This is a genomic window from Caballeronia sp. HLA56, from assembly GCF_054655155.1.
Map to the genome: position 1 here is coordinate 934154 of NZ_BAAHOB010000001.1, position 25290 is coordinate 959443.

Below are 25290 nucleotides of genomic sequence, written 5' to 3' on the forward strand. Positions count from 1 at the left end.
AGCGCGTCGCGCGATACGCAAACAAGCGCCTACGCCCCCATCGCCGCCATAACCCCCGCCAGCCGCTTCAACCCACGCTCGATAGCCGGGACGCTCGTCCCGCCATATCCAAGCAACACGCCTTGCAAGAGCGGCTTGCCCGCATAAAACGGCGCGATGCCGTACAACCCCACTTGCGCCTCGCGCGCCGCCGCGACCACGCGCGCTTCCTGCCACGGCTCTAAAAGCCGCGCGACCAGATGGATGCCGGCCGTCGATGGCATCGGCTCGAACCAGTGCGCAAGAGCGCCAGTCAGATGCGCGATCAACGCGGCACGGCGTTGCGCATACGCCTTGTGCATGCGGCGCAAATGTTTCGCATATTCGCCATCCAGCATGAAGGCGCCGAGCGCTGTCTGCGTGAGCATGCAGCCGTGCAGATCGCAAACTTGCCGCGCGTTCCAGAGCGGCTCGGAAAGCGTCGCGGGCGGCACCACGTAGCCAATCCTTAAATCCGGAAAAAGCGTCTTCGAGAACGTGCCGACATACGCGACCAACCCTGCATGATCCAGGCTCTTCAGCGACTCGACCGGCCGCCCTTCGAAGCGAAACTCGCCGTCGTAGTCATCCTCGACGATCACCGCGCCGCGTTTGGCTGCCCATTCGAGCAGTTCGATCCGGCGCGCGAGACTCATCGGCATGCCGAGCGGAAACTGATGCGACGGCGTCACGTAGACGAGCCGTGTATTGCGCGGCAACTTGTCCACGACGATCCCGTGCTCATCGACGGGAACGTGCGCAATGCGCGCGTGCAGCGCCGAGAAGATGGCGCGCGCAGGCGGATAACCCGGCTCTTCCATCGCGACGACATCGCCCGGCTGGACCACCACGCGCGCGAGCAGATCGAGCGCCTGCTGGGCGCCTTGCGTCACGAGGACGTCCTGCCAGTTGCACACCACCGCGCGGCTGAACGCCAGATAGCGCGCAATGCCGAGCCGTAGCTCCTGCTCGCCGGCCGGATCGCGATACGACGCCACGCCGCCGCCCGTGCGCGCCTGCGTGCGCAGCGCCTGGTTGACGCAGCGGCGCCAGGCATCGAAGGGGAAAAGCGTCTTGTCGGTCACGCCGCCCTTGAAATCGCAGTCGAGCGTGATGTCGGCGGGCGGCATGGGCATCGACATGCGTTCGGGCATCTTGCGCCAGATGCCGGTGGCGCGGGCCCGCGCCGAGGTCGGCTCGGCGCGGGCGGCGGGCAGACGCGTGAGGCCATCGGCGACGAAGGTCCCATCGCCGGCGCGAGTGCGAAGAAAACCTTCGGCGATCAGGCGATCGAATACATCGAGCGTCGTCTTGCGAGACACGCCGAGCTGCGCGGCGAGATCGCGCGTGGACGGCAGGCGCGCATGAGCGGCAAGCCGCCCTTCGATGATGCCCGCGCGCAACTGGCCGTAGATCTGGCCCGTGAGGTCGTGACGGCCGTGCAGGGTGATGTGGATGTCCAAGGTGAAGCACCGATTGAGCGTGGCTACCTAGGATGAATGGATTTTGATGCTTTCACAAGGCCAGCGCCGCGTTCGCCTCACCCTTCCGCCCCAAACACCGCCGCACATAACGTCACCCCTTCGGCGCTCAACCACGCACTTCCCGCGCCCTCTTCCGTGATCGTCATCTCGATCAGCCCCGCATCCGCGAGCCCGGTAAGCTGCCGCCGCAACGCGCTCATCGGCAAATCGGACTGCTTCGCCAACTTCGCAAGCGACCGCGGTTTCTCCGGGCTCTCCCGACGCGCGCGCCAGAGTTGCGCCAGAACGGCGACGAGTATGGGATCGATGTCATCGCTCATCTATGTCTCCTTCTCTATGTCGTCTCGTGCCGCGCGCCGATCGATTTCGCCGACGAGTTCGCCCAAACGCTGCAACGCCGCCTCGCTCTGCGCGGTCCACGGATAGCTGTAGTTCAGGCGAATGAAGTGGCTGAAGGCATTGCGCGTCGAGAACATATAGCCCGGCCCGACCGTGATACCGCATTCGAGCGCCGCGCGATAAAGCTGCATCGAATCGACGCGCTCCGGCAATTCGACCCAAAGCACATAACCGCCCTGTGGCGCGGACGTGTGCGTGCCCGCCGGAAAGAAGCGCTCGACCATCGCACGCATGATGCGCGCCTGTTGCTGATAGAGCTTGCGCACGCCGCGCAGATGCCGGTCGTAACCGTCCTGACGAAGATAATCGGCGACGGCGACTTGCGGCACCGAAGGCGTGGTCAGCGTGTTGAGGAACTTGAGCTTCTCGACTTGCGCGCGGAAACGTCCCGGCATCGCCCAGCCGATTCGATACGACGCCGTGAGACTCTTCGAAAACGACGCGCAGTGAAGCACGAGCCCCTTGGTATCGAAACTTTTGAGTGTCGTAGGCCGCGCATCGCCGAAATAGAGCTCGTGATACACGTCGTTTTCGATCACCGGTATCTCGTGCTCGCTCAGCAATTCGACGAGTTGCCGCTTGCGCGCATCCGGCATCAGAAAGCCGAGCGGGTTCTGAAAATTCGGCATCACCATGCAAGCAGCAATCTTTCTTTTGCCGATGATCTGCGCCAGCGCCTTGATGTCGATGCCATCGACGGCATGCGTCGGCACCTCGATTGCGCGCATGCCGAGCCGCTCGATGGCGTGCAGCATCGCGTAATACGTTGGCGACTCGACGGCCACGGTATCGCCCGGCTTCGCGACCGCCTGCAAACTCAGATTGATCGCTTCGGTCGCGCCGACCGTAATCACGATTTCGGCCGGGTCCACGCTCACGCCGTTCTCCGCGTAGCGCCGCGCGATCTGGCGGATGAGCTCGGGGTTGCCGGGCGGCAGATCGTCGATGAGATTCCAGCTCGTGTGCCGCCGCGCGATGGCGTTTGCGTACTGGTTGATGCGCCGCCAGGGGAACGGCTCGGGATCGGGATACGGCGAGCCGAACGGCACGGCGTCGTGCGCGCGGATGCTGCGCAGCGTGGCGAGCACGAGCCGGCTCACGTCCACTTCGGAAGCCACCGCCACGGGACGCGCGCGGCGCTTCGTCTCGTCACGCGGCGTTTCGGCCTTGGGTCTGGCGCGCACGAAATAGCCGGATTGCGGACGCGTTTCCAGCACGCCGCGGCCTTCGAGCAACGCATAGGCATGCAGCACGGTCTTGATGCTCACGCCGTGCTGCTGGCTCGCCTGCCGCACCGACGCAATGCGCTCGCCCGGCGCGAACACGCCACGGCGCACGGCGGCTTCGATCTCATCGGCGAGCTTTTCGTAGAGGGTCACGGCGGCGGTCGTGTCGAAACAAGGAGGGCGTTCAGTCTACCAACTGTATCCCTTCTATTTCACGTTTTCTGTGCGCCGCGCGCCATTTGGTAAACAGTAGGATCGACGTATCGAATCGTCCTGTGCGTCGACACGCCACACCATGAAGAAGCCCGAAGCTCGCATCGAACCGTACACGCACCCCGCCGCAGGCTGGGGCGCGCTCAAACAGGTGGCTATCAATCTCGTCAAGGAGAAGGTCGCGGGCGGCAATTACCGGACGCTCTTCAAGCAGAATCAGCCGGATGGCTTCGACTGCCCCGGGTGCGCGTGGCCGGACCGGGCGCATGCATCGACATTTGAATTCTGCGAAAACGGCGTCAAGGCGGTTGCCGCCGAAGCCACGGCGAAGCGCGTCACGCCCGTGTTCTTCGAGGAGCACACGGTGACTTCGCTGATGGCGCAGTCGGACTACGAACTCGAACAGCATGGCCGCCTAACCGACCCGCTTGTCTACGACGCCAAGCGCGACCGTTATGTGCCGATAGAATGGGACGCGGCGTTCGAGTTGATCGCATCGCACATCAACAAGCTGGACCATCCGGACAAGGCCGCGTTCTATACGTCCGGCCGCGCAAGCAACGAAGCCGCTTTCCTTTACCAGCTCTTCGTGCGGATGGTCGGCACGAACAATTTCCCCGACTGCTCGAACATGTGCCACGAGGCAACGAGCCGTGGCCTGCCGCATACCGTGGGCGTCGGCAAGGGCACGGTGACGCTCGACGACTTCGAACACGCCGACACACTGCTGCTCTTCGGCCAGAATCCGGCGACCAACCATCCGCGCATGCTCGGCGAGTTGCGCGACTGCGCGAAACGCGGCGCGACCATCGTGTCGATCAATCCGCTGAAAGAACGCGGCCTCGAACGGTTCGCGAGCCCGCAGCACACACTCGACATGCTTTCGCCCAAGGGCGTGAAGATCAGCTCCGTATTCATCCGCCCGAAAGTGGGTGGCGACTTCGCGCTCATCAAGGGCGTGGCGAAACGCGTGATCGAACTCGACGATGCCGCGCTCGCCAATGGCCAGGCCCGCGTGCTCGATGTCGATTTCATCGCGCAACACACGGTTGGCTTCGACAGCTTCGCCGCCGACTTGCGCGCCGAGAACTGGGAGATGATCGTCGCGGAATCGGGCGTGGCCATCGACGAAATCTTGAAGCTCGCCGATATCTACGCGCAAGGCCGCGCCGTCATCTCGACATGGGGCATGGGCCTCACGCAGCACAAGAATTCAGTGCCGATCGTGCAGTTGCTGTCCAACCTGATGATGATGCGCGGCAATATCGGCCGGCGCGGCGCGGGGCTTTGCCCGGTGCGCGGCCATTCGAACGTGCAGGGAGATCGCACGGTGGGTATCGAGGAAAAGCCGACGCAGGCGTTTCTCGACAAGCTCGGCGCGGCATACGACTTCGAGCCGCCGCGCGAGCACGGTTACGACGTGGTCGAATCCATTCACGCGATGCTCGAAGGCCGCGTGAAGATGTTCATCGGGCTGGGCGGCAATTTTTCGATCGCCACGCCCGACACGCCGCGCACCTGGGAAGCAATGCGTTCGTGCGACCTCACCGTGCATATCACGACCAAGCTGAATCGCAGCCATCTCGTGCATGGCCGCGACGCGCTCATTCTGCCGACGCTCGGCCGTACCGAGATCGACATGCAGAACGGCGTGGCGCAAGGCGTGAGCGTGGAAGACTCGATGAGCATGGTCCACATCTCGTATGGCATGAACAAGCCCGCTTCGCCGAATCTGCTTTCCGAGGTGGCGATCGTCGCGCGCATGGCGCATGCGACGCTCGGTTCGGGCAAGGTGGACTGGCTCGCGCACGCGAACGACTACGCGCTGATTCGCGACGGTATAGAAAAAGTGGTCGAGGGCTTCGAGCGCTATAACGAGCGGTTGAAGCAACCCGGCGGCTTTCATCTGGGCGTGGCTTCACGCGAGCGCGTCTGGAAGACGCCGAGCGGCAAGGCGCAGTTCATCGTGCACCCCATTGCCGTCGATACGCCGATTCACCGCGCCCGCGCCCTGCATGGCGCGCGCCTGATGACGCTCATGACCACGCGCTCGCACGATCAGTACAACACGACGATCTACGGACTCGACGACCGCTATCGTGGCGTGTACGGACAGCGGCGTGTGCTCTTTGCGAACCGCGAGGATATCGACATGCTCGGCTTCGAACCGGGCGACCTCGTGGATATCACGAGTGTCTGGGATGACGATGTCGTGCGCCAGGTGGACGGCTTCACCCTCGTTGCGTACGACATTCCTCGTGGATGCCTGGGCGCATACTATCCTGAGACCAACCCGCTAGTGCCGTTGTCGTCCACTGCTGATGGTGCCGGGACGCCGACTTCGAAGTCCATTCCCGTGTTGCTGAGTTCCGCGAACGAAATCCGCCAGAGCGCTGCTGCTTGAGATCGAAGTTGATGCCGCACCGGGCCACCGCGTTGTGACGCGCGCGGGCGCGTGCGTTCAGGCGGCGCTCCAGCGCATCGGGACCCGTGCACCAGCGGTGAATGACGGCGCCGAGCGCGCCCAGAATGCCGACGCCCGCCATCCAGCCGAGCGCGATGCTTTGCAGCGTGGCCGACACATAAGCGCCGCCCAGCATGGCCGCCGCGAACACCACCACGACCATTTTGTAGGGCGGACTGTCCTGATTCTCGGTCCGTTGGCGGGTTGCGGCGCCCCATTCGGTCTGGTAGCCGCTGACAGAATATCCTTGCGTAGTTTGTTTCATTTTTATCTCCAAACCGTCCTCAAGTTTGCGTTTTCGCAAACTTACGCAGATGGAGACGCAAGCGATATACGACTTTTCCTAACTATCAGCCGGATGGCAGAGGTTGACTTTTAGCGACGATGACGGACCGTTACTTGGCGCCGGCAAACTCCTGCACCTCGGCATCGGTTTCGCCGGCGAGCGGCACGACGCCTGACGGTCCCATCGCCAAGGGCTGCAACAGCAACGCGACGAGCCCGCTCCAGCCGGTCTGATGCGATGCGCCCACGCCGCGTCCGTTGTCGCCGTGAAAGTATTCGTGGAACAACACGAGATCGCGCGAACGCGAGTCCGCCTGGAGTTGCGGATACGCCGCCATCACCGGACGTTCGCCGTTCTTGTCGAGCAAGAAGAGCGTGGTCAGACGGCGCGCGAGTTCGTCGGCGATCTGTTTCAGCGAAAACTTTTGTCCCGAGCCGGTCGGGTATTCTACGCGGAAATCATCGCCGTAATAGCGATGAAATTCGTGCAGCGACGCGATGAGCAGATAGTTCACCGGCATCCAGATCGGCCCGCGCCAGTTCGAGTTGCCGCCAAACACGCGCGAGTTCGACTCGGCCGGCAGATACTGCACCGAGAAGCTGTCACCGTTGTGATAGAACACGAACGGATTGTCGCGATGCACCCGCGACAGCGCGCGCACGCCGTGGTCGGAAAGAAACTCGCTTTCGTCGAGCATGCGTCTGAGCAGCGCCTTCATGCGATGCCCGCGCAACAGCGACAGCAGCACGCTATTGCCCTGCCCCGCGATATTCCAGCGCGACACGAGCCGCGCGAGATCCGGCCGATGTTCGAGGAACCAGTGCAGCCGGTCGCGCAGTCCCGGCAGCGCCTTGTGCACGTTCGGTTCGAGCACGTGCACGGCGAACATGGGAATGAGCCCGACGATGGACCGTACGCGCATCGGTACATTCGAGCCGTCCGGCAGACGCAGCTTGTCGTAGAAGAACTCGTCCTCGCCGTCCCACAAACCCGTGTCGCAGTCGTCCTCGCAGCTCACGGCTTCCGCGATATACAGGAAGTGCTCGAAGAACTTCACCGCGATATCCACGAACACCTTGTTCGCGTAGGCCAGTTCGAGCGCGATACGCATGAGGTCGAGCGCGTACGCGGCCATCCATGCGGTGCCATCGGCCTGATCGATATGACCGCCTGTCGGCAGCGGCGACGAGCGATCGAAGATGCCGACGTTATCCAGCCCGAGAAAGCCGCCCTGGAAGATGTTGCGGTCGTCGGCGTCCTTGCGGTTGACCCACCACGAGAAGTTGAGCAGCAGCTTGTGGAACACGAGTTCCAGGAAGTCGCGGTCGCCCTTGCCGGTGATCGCGCGGTCGATCTCGTAGACGCGCCACGTCGCCCACGCGTGCACGGGCGGATTGGCGTCGCCGAAAGCCCATTCGTAGGCGGGCAACTGGCCATTCGGATGCTGATAACGGTCCTTCACGAGCAGCAGCATCTGGCGTTTGGCGAACTCCGGATCGATCAATGCGAAGGCGGCCGCATGGAACGCGAGATCCCACGACGCGTACCACGGATATTCCCACTTGTCGGGCATCGACACGATGTCCGCGTTGCACAGATGCCGCCACTCCGCATTGCGCCCGCGACGGCGCGATTGCGGCGGCGTAGGCTGCAGCGGATCGCCGTCGAGCCAGCGCGTAACGTCGAATTGGTAATACTGCTTCGACCACAGCATGCCGGCGAGCGCCTGACGTTGCACGAGCCGCTGATCGGCGTCGGTGATGTCGTGCTGCAACGCGCCGTAGAACTCGTCGGCTTCCGCGATACGGCGCGCGAAGAGCGCGTCGGCATCGAGCGGCACGGTGTCGGGCGCGGATTCGGGACGCCAGCGCATGAACACTGTCGCCGTCCCGAATGGCGCGATCTCGAGATGCGCGCGAGCCGTCGCGCGCGTGCCGGTGTCGCGGCGAATCGCGTGTTCGTCCTTTTGGACGATGTAGTCGTTCACGCCATCCTTGAACGGACCCGGACCCTCCATGTTGAAAAGACGCTTGACGTTGGTCTCGTTCTCGCAGAAGAGCCATTCGACATCGGGCGTATCCGGCGACCATGCCGTGAGTACCATCTGTTCGTGTCCGCCGTGTTCCGCCGCGACATAGGTCACGCCGTTCACCGTCTGAAGTTTCAGCGAGGGTTTATCGGACACTTTCTTCCACGACCACGTATTGCGCGCCCACATTTGCGGCATGACGTCGATGGTAGCGGCGCAGTCCGCGCGATTCTCCACTTTCACGCGCATGACGATGTCGTCCGCCGTGTGCTTCGCGTATTCCACCTGCACGTCGAAGTAGCGGCCATCGTCGAACACGCCGGTATCGAGCACTTCGTATTCGGGCTTGTCCGCGCCGCGCCGCGCGTTTTCCTCGATGAGATCGGAATAAGGAAACGCCGCATGCGGATACTTGTAGAGCATGCGCATGTACGAGTGCGTCGGCGTGCCGTCGATGTAAAAGTACAACTCCTTCACATCCTCGCCATGATTGCCCTGCTCGTTGGTGAGCCCGAAAAGCCGTTCCTTGATGATCGGATCGGCGCCGTTCCACAAGGCGAGCGAGACGCACCAGTTGAGCTTGTCGTCGCCGAATCCGGCGATGCCGTCCTCGCCCCAGCGATACGCCCGGCTGCGCGCGTGATCGTGCGGAAAGTAATCCCACGCGGTGCCGTTATCGCTGTAATCCTCGCGCACCGTGCCCCATTGCCGTTCGCTCAGATACGGTCCCCAGCGTTGCCAGCGCGGGCAATCGCTCGAATGCAGACGCGAGCCTTCGACGGTGTCGATCTGATTGACGGCGCGCGATTTCGGCATGGATATTTCTCCTGATGAGCGGCGTTCGATGCCGCGGGCAAGACTCGTAATTTAGCGTGTTTCGGTCAGAAGCTTTTCTATGCGCAGCAATTCGCCGAGCGACCACGCCTGGAACGGTGTGCCGCCAGGCGTATGGGGTGCATCGCCGTCGGCGACTTCGGACAGATGATCGAGACCGTACCGGTCCAGATGCGCTTCGAGCGGCGCGATGAAGCGCTCGCGCGCGCCCGCTGCGCCATGCACACGAATCCACGCCTCGATGAACGGCCCGATGAGCCAGGGCCACACGGTTCCCTGATGATAGGCGCCGTCGCGTTCCAGCACGCCACCCGCATAACGCGGACGATACGCCGGGTCGGCCGGCGCGAGCGTGCGCAAGCCGAGTGGTGTCAGCAGTTGGGTTTCCACTTGCGCGAGCACGGCTTGAGCGATGTCGCCATCGACGAGCGCGAAAGGCAGACCGCCCAGCGCAAAGATCTGATTCGGGCGGATCGAACGATCGAGCTTGCCAGCTTCGTGATCGGCATCGACGACATCGTACAGCGCGCGTGTGTCGGGATCGACGAAGCGTGCGAGGAAAGCCGCGCGCGCAGCGTCGCGCGGCGCGGTCCAGCGCGCATTCCACGCGCTTGCTATCGACAGCGCGTTGAACCACAGCGCCTCGACTTCCACCGGTTTGCCGATGCGCGGCGTCACCACCCAGTCGCCCGCCTTCGCGTCCATCCACGTGAGCTGAACGCCCGGGACGCCCGCGCGCAACAGACCGTCCGCGTCCGCCGCGATGCCAAAGCGCGTGCCGCGCGTATAGCCTTCGAGAATGGAATCGACCGCGTGTTGCAGGCGGCTCGCGGTCGCGGCGCTGGCGTGGCCCGTCGCCAGGTAATCGTGCACCGCCACGGCGAACCACAGCGAGGCATCGACCGAGTTGTATTCGGGCATGCCGCCGCCGTCCGGGAAGCGGTTGGGCAGCATGCCGTCCGAGAGCGTATCGGCCCATTCGAGCAGAATCGATTCGGCATCGGCGAAACGGCCCGCCGCGAGCAGAAGACCGCGCATCGAGATGAAGGTGTCGCGGCCCCAGTCGGTGAACCACGGATAGCCCGCGATGACCGTCTTGCCAACGTTGCGATCCACGATATACGCGTCGGCGGAACGCGCGAGCCGCGAGCCGAACGCGGCGCGCCTTTGGCTCTCTCGCGTGGCGAGTCGGGTGGCAAGCGCTACCGCATTGCCCTCGTGCGCCTGTTCGCGGCCGGTGTCGGCATGAAAGATCAGCACCGCATCGCCGCGTACGAGATCGAAGCTGAAGACGCCGGGTGCGGCGAGGTCTTCGGTGAAATCGAGACCGCGGTCGCGCTCACGCGCATAGCTAAAGTTGCGATACCAGTCCGGCGCGTGCCGATAAGCCCCGTTCGACGTCGCGCCGATAGCCGGCAGATCGGCGTACGGACGCCAATGCACACGCTCCACATCGACGGTTGCATCGAAGGAAAACGCGCCGTTCTCGTGATGCAGCGCGTGATAGTCGCGGCCCGAAAGAAGCGGCCGCACTTCGAGCGTGGCTTTCGGCACGGGCGTTTCGAGCCGCCAGCGCAGCACCGTCTCGCCGCTGTCCTTCACGACGAACACTTCCGCGCTCGCCACCGTTTCGTCGCCAATGCGAAAGCGCCACGTGGGCCACGGCGAAGTATCGAAGGAGCGGAGGCTGGCGGAGATGTCCGGGTACAGCACGTCGGGCGCGTAGCGTTGCATCGTGAGCGCGTGGCGCTTTCCGTTTACATCGAGCCATGCCTCGACGCCATTCACCAGCACGACGCGCCCGGCGGGCGGCGCGGTGGCGGCGAGCAGCAACGCCTGATAGCGCCGCGTGCGTAACGTGCCGACGGTGCCCGACGCGAAGCCGCCGAAGGCATCCGGTTCGAGCCATTCGTCTTCCAGGCGCGCGGCATCGAAAGGCGCGTCCCGATTCGCTTCGATACGCGTCATGTCGCCGCCTTGTTCCGATAATCGCTGAGCGCGCGCCGCGCCTTCTTCTGGATCGTCGCGCGCATTCGCGGTGTCCAGCCGAGCAGCAAACCGCTCGCGCCGAGCGCCTGACGGCTCCAGCGCCAGAGATCGAAGGTGTCGATGTGCTCGACGATGAAGCCATCGCGGATAGCAAAGCGCGACTCGATGCGATTGACGACCGGCCGGCCCGTGGCCGAATAGGTATAACGCGCGATGACGACGGCGCTCGCGGTCTGCCCGATCGAGCGGATTTCATCCACCGTCAGCGAGAAATCCGCCGCGCGGCCGAGCAACATGCGCCACATGTCGCCGACCTCACGGCCGTGCAGCAGGCCGAACGCGGGGTCCTGAAAGCGGATGTCGGGCGCGTAACACGCGGCCATCCCCTCGGCGTCGCGCTCCTGAAAGGCGCGGTAGAACCGCTCGATGAGTTCGGTGTTTGAATTGGGCATGAGCTTCCGGAAGGGCCGCTGGCGCGTGCAAGTTCGCATTCTCTCCCGGCTCGCGCAATGCTGCAGCGCTGATTCTTCGCGACTGCGTGCTTTGTCCGGCGTCTTTTAAACGCGATAGATGCGAAAAAGCAGGATTACAGTCGAGTGATATCCAACTTGTCTTCAAGTGCATTTGCAAATGAATACCCACCCATGCACACCCCCCGAAAAAAGGCGAAACCATAATTGACGCCGAAAATTTGTTTATCTAAATTCGTGTCACTTTCTACTCTTTTTAGAAACCTTCGTTCTAGCCGATACGGCATCGCAATGAAATTGCGGTGACGCGTCTACACGCTTATTTGGTTTAGCTTCCCGTTTGCGCTTCCAAAAGCCGATCATTTCACAACCGCCCGCTCTCGAGGCAGTCATGCGATTCCGAAAACCAAGAAATGCGCTGATCAATGGGCAGGCCGAGTCTTTTCTCATGGACACCCGAAGCGGCTCGATTATTCGGTCGATCGATAATGCGGATTCGGATTGCGTTACCTACGTGCTTAAAACCCGCGAGAACACACATTATTGCGCGTTATTGAATAAACTCGATCACCCCTACCGAAACGCATTACTGCAGCTTTCAATGGCGCTTGGCTTGCCGGTATCGATCAATGCTAATTGCCAACGATTTATTGACGTTGTTTCCGTAGGCTTGAAACACACGCGGTTATCCGAGACCTCGCTCTTCAAATGGAACCTGCTGAACGACGTCAGGACCGGACTCATCGTGCAGATAGACGATGCCGACAGCCTCGGAACCTTCGGCTATATTCTGCGCTGCCCCGACGGTTCGCATTATTGCGCGCAAATGACGCCGGATGATAACCGCAATCGCCATATGCTGATGCTCATGGCGTTCAGATCGGGCTTGCCGGTGACTATTCGCGCCAGCGCGGATTATTACGTCACGGGTGTTTCGATCGGCTCACGGCGCTTCGGTCCGAATATCGAGTGCACGGCCGAGCCGCTCGGCAATACTCCGCGTACAGGTTTCATCGAAGAGATAATCGATACCGAAACCTGCGACACGCTCGGCATCGTTCTAAAAAGCGTGGACGGCGCGCGTTATCACGCTCGTCTGGAACGGCGACCGGACGCTGAAAAACTCGGGTTAATGATAATGGCAGTGGGTGCCGGCCTGCCACTTACCGTATATGGCAATGAATACCATTATGTCACCGGCCTTTCAATCGGCACTTATCTCGCCGAAGAAACGCCGCCGCTGATCTGTTTCAGTCTCAGGCTGACCGAAACGCGTACCGGCTTTCTCACTCGCATAATCGATTACGACACGCTCGATCGAGTCAATTACCTTTTGCGCGCGTGGGACGGCCGCCAATATTGCGTGCAAATGAACGCGAAGATCTGCCCTCACCGCCACCACATGTTGGTCCGCGCGCTGGCGTGGGGGTTGCCGGTCAGTATCACCGCAGACGTCAATTCCGTCGTAACAGGCGTCGCGGTCGGCCTGCCGCGCGCGGGCAGTCCCAGTTTTCATTGTGGTGACGAACGCCATGCCGGCACGAAAACGGGCAATGTCACGCGCTTGATCGATGCCAACTGCGCCGGCGACCAGCCGAGCTACGTGCTCCAGACACCCGACGGCATGGAGTGGCGCGTGCGGACCGCCGCGAACGCCGACGCGAACCGCAACGCGTTGCTGGAAATAGCGCTCACTTCCGGCTTGTCCGTGACCATCGATGACGCCGGCGGCAGGCGCTCCGCCGGGCGTCTGAGCGTGGAGCGGCGATAAAGCGTCAGGCCGTAAGAACCGTTACCGCATGAATCAGCAGCCCGACCGCGCCGCCCACGAGCGTGCCGTTCACGCGAATGAACTGCAGATCGCGGCCGATATTCAGCTCGACATCGCGCACGAGCGTGGCGTCGTCCCATTGCTTGACGGTCGCGGCGATGTGTTTCGCGATCCCCTCGCGCAACTCCGGCGCAAGCGCTTTCAGCGCGTCGCGCATGTGTTCGTTGATCGAATCGCGCAAGGCCGGATCGCCGCCCAGCGCCTGCGCAAAGCTGCCGGCCACCGCCACGACGCGCCCGTGCAGCGTCGAGTCCGGGCGCTTGAGATCGGCGTCGAGCCAGCCGATGAACTCGTCCCAAAGGCCGCTCACGTAGCCGCGCAACTCCGGCCGCGCGAGCCACTCGCGTTTGTGGTCGTCGATACGCGACTTGAACGCCGGATCGCTCCTCAGACGCTCGATGAAGCGCGCGACGGCTTCGTCGAAAGCCTTGCGACGCTCGTGTTCCGGGTCCTCGCTGACATCGTGCAGCCATTGATTCGCGCCGCGCACGAGACCTGCCGCGAACTTCGCGCCGAGTTCCTCCGCGTTCAGTCCGACGAAACCCAGCATGCCGATGAGCTTCGGATACTCCTCGCCCGCCACGCCGACGATGCGCGCCGCCAGCATCTCCTGCACTTCGGGCTTGTCGAGCCACGCGGCCATCTGCTTCAGGCCTTCGTCGAGCAGCAACTGATGACGGCGATCTTCCGTCAGCGTCGACAGTACTTCGCCCGCCGCGCCCGCGAGATCGAATTGCTCGGCGCGGCGGCGGATGGCTTCGTGGAGCATCGACTTGACACGCTCGTCGTCGATCAGGGACAGCAACTGACCGACCGCCGTCACTGCCTTGTTGCCGAGCAACGCGGCGTTCTTGGGCTCGGCGAGCCAGAGCGACAGGCGGCTTGCCGGGTCGAAGGCGTTGACGCGCGCGACGAGCGCATCGGTGCCGAGAAAGCGGTCGCGCACGAATGCGGCGAGGTTGTCCGCCACCCGCGCCTTGTTCGCGGGAAGGATGGCGGTATGCGGAATCGGTACGCCGAGCGGATGCCGGAACAGCGCGACAACCGCGAACCAGTCCGCGAGCGCGCCGACCATCGCGGCTTCCGCGAACGACGAGACCCACGCCCACGCGCCGGCATCGTGCTGACTTTTGGCGAGCGCGAAAAGCGCGCCCGCCGCGACGAGCAGCGCGGCTGCGAACCACTTCATGCGCTTGAGCGCGACGGTTTTATCCTGCGTATCCATGCTGTGCTATCGAGTTGGCGGGTTTGACGAGGGCGCAAGCTTATCAGCACTTCGCTGCAAGGCTAAGAGGGTGTCGATTGCGCGCCCGGCATGCTCCACCGGCACGAAGATGTGATCGTGATAAGCCGCCGCAAGCACATTGCAACTGATGCCCGCGTCGCCGAGCGCCCGCGCGAACGCAGCCGTCAGCCCGACTGCGGCGAGGTCCGAATGCACCGTGAGCGTGATCCACGCGGCGCGAAACAACGGCGCGATGTTCGCCGCTTGCGCCGCCGCTTCCTCCATCACGACGGTCATGCCTTCGCGTTCACGGAACGTGGCGACGATGCCCGCGCCGCTCACCACCGCATCGTGCGGCAGGGACGCGAACACATAGACGCCGGGCTGAAGCTCGGGACGCATCGAAGCGAGCAGCGTGTTCAGATCCGAAATGGCTTGAGACATGATTGCTCCACCCAATGCGACGGCGCGGGCTTGACTGCAAGCCCGCGCCAGATCGCGATTTTCAGGCCGCGTCTTCCGTCGCGCGCGTTCGACCGAGCACGGGCCGCAGCGCCGTTCCGGTGTGACTGCGCGGATGGCTCGCCAGCGTTTCCGGGTCCGCCGCCGCGACGATCGTGCCGCCGTTCACGCCGCCTTCGGGTCCGAGATCGAGCACCCAGTCCGCTTCGGCGATCACATCGAGATCGTGCTCGATGACGATCACGCTATGCCCGCCATCCACCAGCCGATGCAGCACGCGAATCAGCTTGGCGACATCGGCCATATGCAGACCGACCGTCGGTTCGTCGAGCACGTAGAGCGTGTGCGGCGGCTTCTGGCCACGCCGCGTGATGTCGTCGCGCACCTTCGACAACTCGGTGACGAGTTTGATGCGCTGCGCCTCGCCGCCCGAGAGCGTCGGCGACGGCTGGCCGAGCGTGAGATAACCGAGGCCCACGTCCTTCATCAACTGCAACGGATGCGCAATGCTGTTCATCGACGCGAAGAACTCCACGGCTTCGTCGATCTCCATGGTCAGCACTTCGCCGATATTCTTGCCGCGCCAAGTCACCGCAAGCGTCTCCGGATTGAAGCGCTGGCCGTGGCAAACATCGCACGGCACCTTTACGTCCGGCAAGAAGCTCATGGCGATAGTGCGCACGCCCTGGCCTTCGCACGCCGGGCAGCGTCCGTCGCCGGTGTTGAACGAGAAACGCGATGGCGTGTAGCCGCGCGCGCGGGCTTCGAGCGTATCGGCGAAAAGCTTGCGGATGGTGTCCCACATGCCGATATACGTAGCCGGACACGAACGCGGCGTCTTGCCGATGGGCGTCTGATCCACTTCCAGCACGCGATCGATCGACTCGAAGCCGGTCACGCCCGCGCAGCCTTGCCACGCGTGCACGACATCGAACTTGGGGCGCGGCGCTTCGCGTGCGAGCACGGAAGCGCGCGACTTCGCGGGTGCATCGGTCTGCACGGCGCGGCGCGCGCGCCGCACGGCGGGCGACGAAAGCACCGAGCGGCCGACGGCATCGAGCAGGTTGGTCATCAGCACGTCGCGTGCGAGCGTGGACTTGCCCGAACCGGAAACGCCCGTGATGGCGACCAGACGATTGAGCGGCACGCTCGCCGTCACGTTGCGCAGATTGTGCAGCGTCGCCTTTTCGACCGTGAGCCATTGCTCGGGCACGGCGGGCCGCTTGCCCGCGGCCGCGCGCACTTCGCGACGCGGCTGCAACGGATGCACGATCGGGTTCGCGAGCATCTGACCCGTGAGCGAGTCCTTGTGCGCGGCGAGGTCCGACACCGTGCCCTGCGCGACCACCGTGCCGCCGCGCTTGCCCGCGCCCGGCCCGATATCGATGATGTGATCCGCGCGGCGAATGGTGTCCTCGTCGTGCTCGACGACGACGAGCGTATTGCCCTTGTCGTTGAGCTTCTTGAGCGCGGACAGCAGGATCAGATTGTCACGCGGATGCAGTCCGATGGTCGGTTCATCGAGCACGTAACACACGCCTTGCAGGTTGCTGCCAAGCTGCGCCGCGAGCCGGATGCGCTGCGCTTCGCCGCCCGACAGCGTGGGCGCGGCGCGATCCAGACTCAGATAACCGAGGCCCACTTCCTCGAGAAATTGCAGACGCCCTTCGATCTCGCTGATGACATCGCGCGCGATGTCCGCATCGCGGCCTTGCAGCTTGAGCGCCGCGATCCATTCGCGCGTGTCCGTCACGGTCCAGCGACCGACCTCCGTGATCGGATAATTGCCGAACGTGACGGCGCGCGCCACGTCGTTCAGACGCGTGCCTTCGCACTCGGGACACGGTTGATCGACGACATCGTCCGGTTCCTGATCCACCGAACCGATGCTCTGTTCGCGGCCGCGATCGTCCTGCGCGAAGACTGTATCGTCGAATGCGGCGCGCTGTTCGCGCGTGAGTTTCACGCCCGTGCCCACGCATGTGTTGCACCAACCGTGCTTGCTGTTGTACGAAAACATACGCGGATCGAGTTCAGGGTAACTCGTGCCGCAACTGGGACATGCGCGTTTGGTCGAGAACACGATGGTCTCTTCCTTGCCGCGCTTCTTGCCATTGGACAACGCGCCGTGCAGATCGTCGAGCGGCGCGCACAAATGCATCACGCCCTTGCCGAGTTCGAGCGCATCGTCCAGCAGGCGGCGCAGTTCCGCTTCGTTATCCGCCGATACCACGAGGTCCGCCACGGGCAGTTCGATCGTATGTTCGCGGAAACGATCGAGCTTCGGCCACGGATCGACGGAGAGGAATTCGCCATCCACACGCAGATGCGAGTTGCCGCGCGCCTTTGCCCATTTCGCGAGATCGGTGTAGACACCCTTGCGATTCACGACGAGCGGCGCGAGCAGGCCGACGTGCTGACCCTTGTAGTCGCGCAAAATCTGCGCGGCTATCGACTCCGAACTTTGCGCCTGCACCGGCGTGCCGTCGTTGACGCAGTGCTGTATGCCGAGCTTCACATAGAGCAGCCGAAGGAAGTGCCAGACTTCCGACGTGGTCGCGACCGTGCTCTTGCGGCCGCCGCGCGAAAGACGCTGTTCGATTGCCACGGTCGGCGGAATGCCATAGACCGCATCGACTTCCGGCCGGCCAGCGGGCTGCACGATGGAACGCGCATACGCATTGAGCGATTCGAGATAACGACGCTGACCTTCGTGGAAAAGAATGTCGAAGGCGAGCGTCGATTTGCCCGAGCCCGACACGCCCGTGACCACGTTAAATTTGTTGTGCGGGATATCGACATCGAGCGACTTCAGGTTGTGTTCGCGCGCATTCACGATACGCACCACGTCCTCGCCCTGCAGAGCACGGCGCGCGCTTGCCACTTCCGCGGCTAGTTGCAGCGGCACGCCCGCGCGCTTGTCGGCGGCGCCGGGCGTCATCGCTTCTTCATAATCGACGAGCGCGCGACCCGTGTGCGAATGCTCGCACGCGGCCACTTCATCCGGCGTGCCGACACATACCACCTGACCGCCGCCGTCGCCACCTTCCGGACCGAGATCGATGATCCAGTCGGCCGCGCGAATCACGTCGAGATTGTGTTCGATGACGATCAACGAATGCCCGCGTTCGAGCAAACGGCCGAGCGCACGCATGAGCTTGGCGATGTCGTCGAAATGCAGGCCCGTGGTGGGCTCGTCGAACATGAAGAGGCGGCCGTGCTTCGCTTCGCTCTTGCTCGCGGGCGACGCGGTTTCCGCCAGAAAACCCGCGAGTTTCAGGCGCTGCGCTTCGCCGCCCGAAAGCGTGGGCACCGGCTGACCGAGCTTCACGTATTCGAGGCCGACATCGACGATAGGCTGCAACACGCGCAATACTTCCGCATCATTCGCAAACAGCTCGACGGCTTCGCTCACCGTGAGTTCGAGCACGTCCGCCACGCTCAGATGGCGGCCGCCGCGCTCGATCTTCACATCGAGGATTTCCGCGCGATAACGCCTGCCGTCGCAATCGGGACACCGCAGATAGACGTCGCTCAGAAACTGCATCTCGACGTGTTCGAAGCCCGAGCCACCGCAAGTCGGGCAGCGGCCATCGCCGGAATTGAAGCTGAACATGCTTGCGCTATAGCCGCGCTGTGCGGCAAGCGGCGCTTTCGCAAAGAGCTTGCGCAACTCGTCGAACGCGCCGACGTAACTCGCCGGATTCGAGCGCGCCGTGCGGCCGATAGGCGATTGATCGACGAAGACCACATCGCTCAGTTGCTCCGCGCCCTTCAACGCGCGAAACGCGCCCGGCGTCTCGGTCGCCTTGCCGAAGTGACGCATGAGCGCGGGCGCGAGCACGTCCTGAATCAAGGTCGATTTGCCCGAACCCGATACGCCTGTCACGCAGACGAGACGTTGCAAGGGAATCTCGACCGTGACGTCTTGCAGGTTGTGATCGCTCGCGCCTTCGAGCACGAGACGCGGCGTCTTCGCGTCGGTCGCGCGACGATTCCAGTTCGACGCGTGCGCCACTTGCTTGCGGCCGCCGAGATAGGCGCCGGTGAGCGTGTCGCTCGACTCGATATCGCCCGGCGTGCCGTCATAGACGATCTGCCCGCCGCGTTCACCCGGCCCCGGACCCATGTCGATGAGACGATCCGCCGCAAGCATCACCGATGGATCGTGCTCCACGACGACGAGCGTATTGCCCGCATCGCGCAGACGATGCATGGCCTCGACGATGCGGTTCAAATCGCGCGGATGCAGCCCGATGCTCGGTTCATCCAGCACGAAAAGCGTATTGACGAGCGAGGTGCCGAGTGCGGTCGTCAGATTGATACGCTGCACTTCGCCGCCCGACAGCGTGCGGCTCTGCCGATCCAGCGTGAGATAGCCGAGCCCGACATCGCAGAGATACTTCAGACGCGTGCGCACCTCGGCGTGCAAGAGCTTGAGTGCTTCATCGAGCAAGGTCGAGGGCAGCGTGAGCGAATCGAAGAAGCGGCGGATGCGCTCTATCGGCATCAGCATGAGATCGTGCACGGTGAGACCGGGCAGCGCTTCGAGTTGCTCGCGTGTCCAGTCGACGCCCTTCGGCATGAAGCGACTGGCCGGCGCGAGCACGGCATCGGCCTGCTCCTTCGTGCCGAGACGCCACAGCATGGATTCGGTCTTCAGACGCGCGCCGTCGCATGTCGGGCACGTCGTATAGCTGCGGTACTTCGAGAGCAGCACGCGGATATGCATCTTGTACGCCTTCGACTCTAGATAGTCGAAGAAGCGCTGCACGCCGTACCACTGGTTCTGCCACTTGCCGGTCCAGTCGGGCGATCCGTGGATGACCCAGTCGCGTTCCTTCTGCGTGAGTTCGTTCCATGGCACGCCGAGACGAATGCCCGCCTTCGCGCCGTAGCGCACGAGATCGTCCTGATTTTCTTTCCACGCGGGCGTTTGCAGCGTCTTGACCGCGCCCTCGCGCAGCGTCTTCTTTTCATCGGGAATGACGAGGCCGAAATCCACGCCGATCACGCGGCCGAAACCACGGCACGCTTCGCACGCGCCGTAGGCCGAATTGAACGAGAACAGCGCGGGCTGCGGATCCGCGTAACGCAGATCGCTTTCGGGGCTATGCAGACCGGTCGAGAAGCGCCAGATTTCCGGCTCGCCTTCGTCCTTCAGCATGTACACATTCACGCGACCGGTGCCGCGCAAGAGCGCGCTTTCGATCGCTTCGAGCGCGCGCGAGCGTTCGGTGTTGTGCAGGCGAAAACGGTCCGCGACGACGTCGAGCAACTGGCGCTTGCCGCTTTCGGTTTCGATGTGACGTTTCGCCTGAACGCGCGTATAGCCGCTCGCGGAAAGCCATTGAGCAACTTCGTCATCGCTTGCGCTGTCCGGCAATTCGACCGGGAACGTGATCGCGAGACGCGGGTCGTCCGTGCGCGTGCGCTCGAGCAATTCGGCGTAAATGGTTTCCGGCGTGTCATGACGCACGCGCAGCGCGGACTTCTTGTCGAACAGTTCGGCGGCGCGGGCGTAGAACAGCTTCAGGTGATCGTTCAGTTCGGTCATCGTGCCGACGGTCGAGCGCGAGCTGCGCACCGGGTTCGTCTGGTCGATGGCGATGGCGGGCGGCACTCCATCCACGCGATCCACCTGCGGCCGGTCCATGCGATCGAGAAACTGCCGGGCGTAGGCGCTGAAGGTTTCGACATAGCGCCGCTGGCCTTCGGCATAAAGCGTGTCGAACACGAGACTAGATTTACCCGAACCGGAAGGGCCGGTGACAACCGTCATCTGGCCGGTGTGCAGGTCGAGATCGAGATTCTTGAGATTGTGTTGCCGAGCGCCGCGGATGCGGATTGCGTTGTTCGATGCCAATTTTTCAACCGGTTCAATGAGTTGGACGGCTGTCACGAGCCGCTTGCAGCGGCGCGTCGATTGCTCGAAACGCGCCTCTTGCAGCGAACAGTACTGTACACGCATACAGTATTTGCTGCCAAACGTCGCGGAAGTGTCAGCCGGTGTGTTGGGTAGTATCGCAAGGTTCTCGCCCGGCGATCAACGAAGAGAGCGGGTCGCTGTTCGGTTGCGTTCGGCCTGCGAGCAAACATCTTAGTGTCATTGGCGAACGTCGTCGGCGCCGGGGTGGGTTGCGCACTATGCGGGAAAGTCCCAACCCGACGCTGCCTGACTTTACTTGACCAATGCCTGACAACTTCGATATCGTAAGTCAGGAAAACGATTTCCCGAAGCTTCGTCTTGATCCATTTGCTGCAGCGCAAGCATCCGGTTAACCGTTGTACGAAGACTTCACCGAATCCACAAAACCGGCCCCGACCGGATCCAGGAGACAACAAATGAAATCCCCAAAACCGTCAGCAGGTTCGCTATCACGACGTTCTTTCGTCAAACTCGCGGGCGTCTCGGCAAGCGCCCCACTTTTCGGCGGAATCAGCGCAATGAGCCTTCTTAGCGCCTGCGGCGGTCATGACGATTCGGCCCCGGCCACCGTGCAAGACGCGATCTGGGGGCCGTCCGGCTCCGCCACGCAAATCGTCAATGCGCTCAAGGGGGTATCGACGTCGATGGTGCCGAGCCGTCAGTTCCTCGTCACCGATTACGGCGCGAAGCCATGCGCTGTCGTGGCGGCGGCGAATCCTTATACGGATGCCACGAAGTCGCCCCTGAGCAGCGGCGCCGATCAGACGCAAGCGCCCGGCTCGTTCGATTCGCGTCCCGCCTTTTTCGCGGCCATCGCGGCGTGCAGCGCGGCGGGCGGCGGACGCGTCGTCGTGCCAGCGGGCAACTGGTATTGCGCGGGGCCGATCGTGCTGCAATCGAACGTCGACTTTCATCTGAGCGCGAACTGCGAAATCTTCTTCAGCCCGAACCCGGCCGATTACGCGAAAGACGGCCCGATCGACTGCGGTCCGAACGGCAAGTTGTTTTACAGCCGCTGGCAGGCAAACGATTGCCTCAACTACGGCCCGCCCGTCTATGCGCGCAATCAGACCAACGTCGCGCTCACGGGCGAAGGCGACACGTCCGTGCTCAATGGCCAGGCAATGACGCCCTTTGCCGGCAGCGGCAACACCGCGACGAGCTGGTGGACGTGGAAGGGCAATAACGGCGTGTATGGCTGCGTCAGTTCGTCGACGCCGTCACAAGCGTCGAGCAACTCGAAGAACGTCGATCTCAAAACCGCCGCGCCCGGCATCTCCGATGCGCTCTACGCCGAACTCACCAACCCCGCCACGCCGTGGCAGCAGGACCAGAACTATCTGCCCGCGCTGTCCGAGGCGGGTGTCGCCATCGAGAAGCGCATCTTCGGTCTCGGGCATTATCTGCGGCCTTGCATGGTGGAGTTCATCGGTTGCACGAACGTGTTGATGGAGAGCTACCGCACCATCAATACGCCGTTCTGGCAGCATCATCCGACCGACTGCAAGAACGTGGTGATGCGCAGCGTGACGGTGGACAGCATCGGTCCGAACAACGATGGCTTCGACCCCGACGCCTGCGACATGGTCCTGTGCGAAAGCGTCGTGTTCAACACGGGCGACGACTGCATCGCCATCAAGTCGGGCAAGGATCTCGACACGCAATACGGCCCGGCGCAAAACCACGTCATTCAAAACTGCACGATGAACAGCGGCCACGGCGGCATCACGCTCGGCAGCGAAATGGGCGGCGGCGTGCAGAAAATCTATGCGCGCAATCTGCAGATGCTCAACAAGTTCTGGGCGACCAACTCGCTGAACATTGCGATTCGCGTGAAGACGAACATGAATCGCGGCGGCTTCGTGAAGGACTTCTACGTCGATAACGTGACCTTGCCCAACGGCGTCAGCCTCACGCCGTCCGGTTACGGCAGCAGCCTGCTCGCGGGCAGTCCGATCAACGCGACCGTGCCGCTCGGCGTGGCGACGGCCAGCGCGGCGAATCCATCGGCGGCGCAGGGCGGCATCATCACCTTCGATTGCGATTATCAGCCGTCGAAAGACGCCATCCGCACGCGTCCCGCCCTCGTGCAGAACGTGAACATTTCCAACGTGAAGGCGAGCAACGTCACGGCGAACGGCGCGACGGGATCGTGTTTTCAGGCGATCGTCGCGCAAGGACCGGTCGCGTTCGATTACAACGGCCCCGCGCCGGTGCCGGCCATTCCGGCCATCACCGGGGTGACCATCACCGATTGCGATTTCGGCACGCCCGTTGCGGCCGGACCGGCGACGGCGGCAACGCCCGGGCCGATCTATGCGTACAACGTGCATGACATCGTGTTGAAGAACACGGTGATCGCGGGGCAGACGTTGAATCAGACGGTGAGTGACGCGCGGTAAGAAGCTTTGGGCTGCGGGCTTCGAGTCCGCAGCCGCTTGCCGTTATGTGCCCATTCGCGGCATGTTGAAATGCGCGCCCGCTTTCATCTGGTACGACGATGCTGTTCGACGGCATGAATAAGGCTGCGCCTTACTCGACATGCAAATGCTGCGCGAAACCGAGCGCCCTGTGTGGACTCACCGACTTCTCGCGCGGTGGCGCGGATCATCTGGATGGATATAAAGTCGATCCGTATTTCGGCACATCGATCTACTACTATCGTTGCGAGCAATGCGGATTTATCCACGCGCCCGCCTTCGACGACTGGACGCCGAACGACTTCAGCGAACACATCTATAACGCGGCTTACGAACGGCAAGATCTTGACTACACCTTCGCGCGGCCAAATGCCAACGCACAGATGATCGCCGAGTTTTTTCCCGGCCTCGCGCAGGAAAAGCTTCTCGATTACGGCGCCGGACAGGGATTCTCGAACAGCCACTTCGGCTTCGCGGGTTCGAACGAATACGCTCGTACGATCCCTTTGGCGAAGCGTCCGACCATACGTCACTGATCGACCGATACGGCGTCGTGCTTGCATTCGAAGTCTTCGAGCATCACGTCGAGCCGCTTAGACTCGTCGATACACTGGCAAGCCTTATCGACGGCAACGGCGCAATGCTCATCAGTACGCTGTTCGTTCCTCAAAGCACTTTGCGCGATGATATCGGACAGTGGTGGTATTGCATGCCTCGCAACGGCCATGTGTCGTTTTATACGGCGTCTGCACTATCGCTACTGGCATCAGTGAAAGGTCTCGAAGCCGCGACATTCAGCGAAGGCCTGCATCTTCTTTATCGCGGCGAATTTCCGGATTGGGCGAGGCACGTCAACCACACGCTCTTGCCCTAACCCACTCACGCCCCGATCAACACCCCCGTCCTGAAAGCCGTCTGCCCCGTCACCCGCCCCATCGGTGCACCGGCCTGCGCGAAACGGATCGCACGCCGCATATAAAACACGCCATCGTTTTTCGTCGCGACCGTGGTCACGGCATCCGTCAGTGGATCGACGATATCGAACACCGCGTCGCCAGCGTTCAACCTCGCCCCGACCGACGCGCGATACACGACGATGCCGCTCACCGGCGCAATCAATTGCTCGCTGCCCGCAAGCGGCGTCGCGCCGAGTACGAGCGGCGGCAACGCGCGCGCCTCGCCTTCGATCACGCCGCGCGCGATCAGAAAGTCAACGATGGCATCCGCATCGTGTTGCGCCGTCTCGTAGCTCACGTCGCGCTGCCCGCGATGCTCCACCGTCGCCGCGATGTTCGGCGCACCGAGCGGCACGTCGCCGCCGAGCAACGCACGGACTTCGTTCCACAAGAGCGCGTGGATTTCGTCGAACGACTGCCCGCCCGAATCCGTTGCGAGCAGCACGCCGTTCGCGCCGAGATAATGTGCAAGCGGTTCCAGCGCGGGCCAGCTTGCCGGGCTCGTGTAGAGATGCATCGTGGCTTCGAGCGAACAATGCAGATCGAGCACGATGTCGGCATCGGATGCGAGCGTCAGCAGCGTCAGCCGCAGCGACTCGAACTCGTTCTTCGCGCGCATTTCGCCGAGCATGTCCCGCACGGCGCGACGCAAGAGGCGCGCGTTGTATGCGGCGTCGCTGCTCGACCACGCCATGCCGATACGTTCGATCAACGCCTGCGCAGGCGGCATCGGAAAACCGCGGTTGAAGTTGTGGCCGCTATTCGCATCGAAGCGGCCAAGGAATTGCCCGAGCACATGCTGCGACAAGCCGACAGGATTCGCCACCGGCACGAGGACGATCTCGCCACGCAAGCGCCCTTCCCCTTCGAGTTGCAGCAGACGCTTCTTCAGCTGCCACGCCGTGAGCATCGCGGGGGTTTCGTCGGCATGCAGCGAGGCCTGGATGTAGACCTTCTCGCCGCTTCGTTCCGCACCGAAATGAAAGCTGACGAGTTCGCGCGCCGTACCGAGCGTCGTGGAAACGAGCGGCGTGTGTCGTGTTTGCATCAATGAA

General features: G+C 62.9%; 15 protein-coding genes. 5 read left to right on the top strand and 10 right to left on the bottom strand.

What is annotated here, in order from left to right:
* Positions 1-29 precede the first annotated feature (29 nt).
* From pdxR to ACYQ47_RS04380, 3 genes are all read right to left on the bottom strand, one after another.
* A complete protein-coding gene (pdxR, locus tag ACYQ47_RS04370) occupies positions 30-1481 on the bottom strand; it encodes a MocR-like pyridoxine biosynthesis transcription factor PdxR (RefSeq protein WP_310393492.1) in 1452 nt (483 codons plus the stop codon).
* 77 nt (positions 1482-1558) lie between these two features.
* On the bottom strand, positions 1559-1822 hold the full coding sequence (locus ACYQ47_RS04375; RefSeq protein WP_459904587.1) for a helix-turn-helix domain-containing protein: 264 nt from the start codon (positions 1820-1822) through the stop codon (positions 1559-1561).
* Positions 1823-3280, bottom strand: a complete 1458-nt coding sequence (locus ACYQ47_RS04380; RefSeq protein ID WP_459904589.1) for an aminotransferase-like domain-containing protein — start codon at positions 3278-3280, stop codon at positions 1823-1825.
* A gap of 142 nt (positions 3281-3422) precedes the next feature.
* Between ACYQ47_RS04380 and ACYQ47_RS04385 the strand changes: the two genes are divergently transcribed.
* Entirely contained in the window at positions 3423-5744 is a 2322-nt protein-coding gene (locus tag ACYQ47_RS04385; protein WP_459904590.1) for an FdhF/YdeP family oxidoreductase, read from the top strand.
* Between the two features lie 455 nt (positions 5745-6199).
* On the opposite strand, the gene ACYQ47_RS04390 is transcribed toward ACYQ47_RS04385, so the two are convergent.
* The 3 genes from ACYQ47_RS04390 to ACYQ47_RS04400 are packed head-to-tail and all read right to left on the bottom strand — an operon-like array spanning position 6200 to position 11394.
* Positions 6200-8935, bottom strand: a complete 2736-nt coding sequence (locus ACYQ47_RS04390; RefSeq protein ID WP_459904591.1) for an MGH1-like glycoside hydrolase domain-containing protein — start codon at positions 8933-8935, stop codon at positions 6200-6202.
* A gap of 51 nt (positions 8936-8986) precedes the next feature.
* Complete coding sequence (locus ACYQ47_RS04395) at positions 8987-10921, bottom strand: amylo-alpha-1,6-glucosidase (RefSeq protein ID WP_459904592.1); 1935 nt, start codon at positions 10919-10921, stop codon at positions 8987-8989.
* Positions 10918-11394: a nuclear transport factor 2 family protein gene (locus ACYQ47_RS04400; RefSeq protein WP_310393503.1), complete on the bottom strand. Its 477-nt coding sequence runs from the start codon at positions 11392-11394 to the stop codon at positions 10918-10920. The genes ACYQ47_RS04395 and ACYQ47_RS04400 overlap by 4 nt, the downstream gene beginning before the upstream one ends.
* Before the next feature lie 409 nt (positions 11395-11803).
* On the opposite strand from ACYQ47_RS04400, the gene ACYQ47_RS04405 reads away from it, so the two are divergent.
* Complete coding sequence (locus ACYQ47_RS04405; protein ID WP_459904593.1) at positions 11804-13183, top strand: hypothetical protein; 1380 nt, start codon at positions 11804-11806, stop codon at positions 13181-13183.
* 4 nt (positions 13184-13187) lie between these two features.
* Here the strand turns inward: ACYQ47_RS04405 and ACYQ47_RS04410 are convergent, their stop codons facing one another.
* The 3 genes from ACYQ47_RS04410 to uvrA all read right to left on the bottom strand — a co-directional run bounded on the left by ACYQ47_RS04410 (position 13188) and on the right by uvrA (position 20796).
* Positions 13188-14468 carry a DUF445 domain-containing protein gene (locus ACYQ47_RS04410; protein ID WP_459904594.1) on the bottom strand — a complete coding sequence of 427 codons (1281 nt, stop codon included), beginning with the start codon at positions 14466-14468 and terminating at the stop codon, positions 13188-13190.
* Positions 14469-14474: 6 nt separating this feature from the next.
* On the bottom strand, positions 14475-14912 hold the full coding sequence (locus ACYQ47_RS04415; RefSeq protein ID WP_250493547.1) for an ACT domain-containing protein: 438 nt from the start codon (positions 14910-14912) through the stop codon (positions 14475-14477).
* 61 nt (positions 14913-14973) lie between these two features.
* On the bottom strand, positions 14974-20796 hold the full coding sequence (uvrA, locus tag ACYQ47_RS04420) for an excinuclease ABC subunit UvrA (RefSeq protein WP_459904829.1): 5823 nt from the start codon (positions 20794-20796) through the stop codon (positions 14974-14976).
* A 479-nt stretch (positions 20797-21275) separates the two neighbouring features.
* Between uvrA and ACYQ47_RS04425 the strand changes: the two genes are divergently transcribed.
* The 3 genes from ACYQ47_RS04425 to ACYQ47_RS04435 all read left to right on the top strand — a co-directional run bounded on the left by ACYQ47_RS04425 (position 21276) and on the right by ACYQ47_RS04435 (position 24153).
* On the top strand, positions 21276-23261 hold the full coding sequence (locus ACYQ47_RS04425) for a glycoside hydrolase family 28 protein (protein ID WP_244829408.1): 1986 nt from the start codon (positions 21276-21278) through the stop codon (positions 23259-23261).
* Between the two features lie 113 nt (positions 23262-23374).
* Positions 23375-23815, top strand: a complete 441-nt coding sequence (locus ACYQ47_RS04430) for a hypothetical protein (protein ID WP_459904595.1) — start codon at positions 23375-23377, stop codon at positions 23813-23815.
* Positions 23767-24153, top strand: coding sequence for a methyltransferase domain-containing protein (locus ACYQ47_RS04435; RefSeq protein WP_459904830.1), 387 nt, complete (start codon positions 23767-23769; stop codon positions 24151-24153). Before ACYQ47_RS04430 ends, ACYQ47_RS04435 begins: the two co-directional genes overlap by 49 nt.
* A gap of 5 nt (positions 24154-24158) precedes the next feature.
* On the opposite strand, the gene ACYQ47_RS04440 is transcribed toward ACYQ47_RS04435, so the two are convergent.
* A complete protein-coding gene (locus ACYQ47_RS04440; RefSeq protein ID WP_459904596.1) occupies positions 24159-25283 on the bottom strand; it encodes a succinylglutamate desuccinylase/aspartoacylase family protein in 1125 nt (374 codons plus the stop codon).
* Positions 25284-25290: the final 7 nt, after the last annotated feature.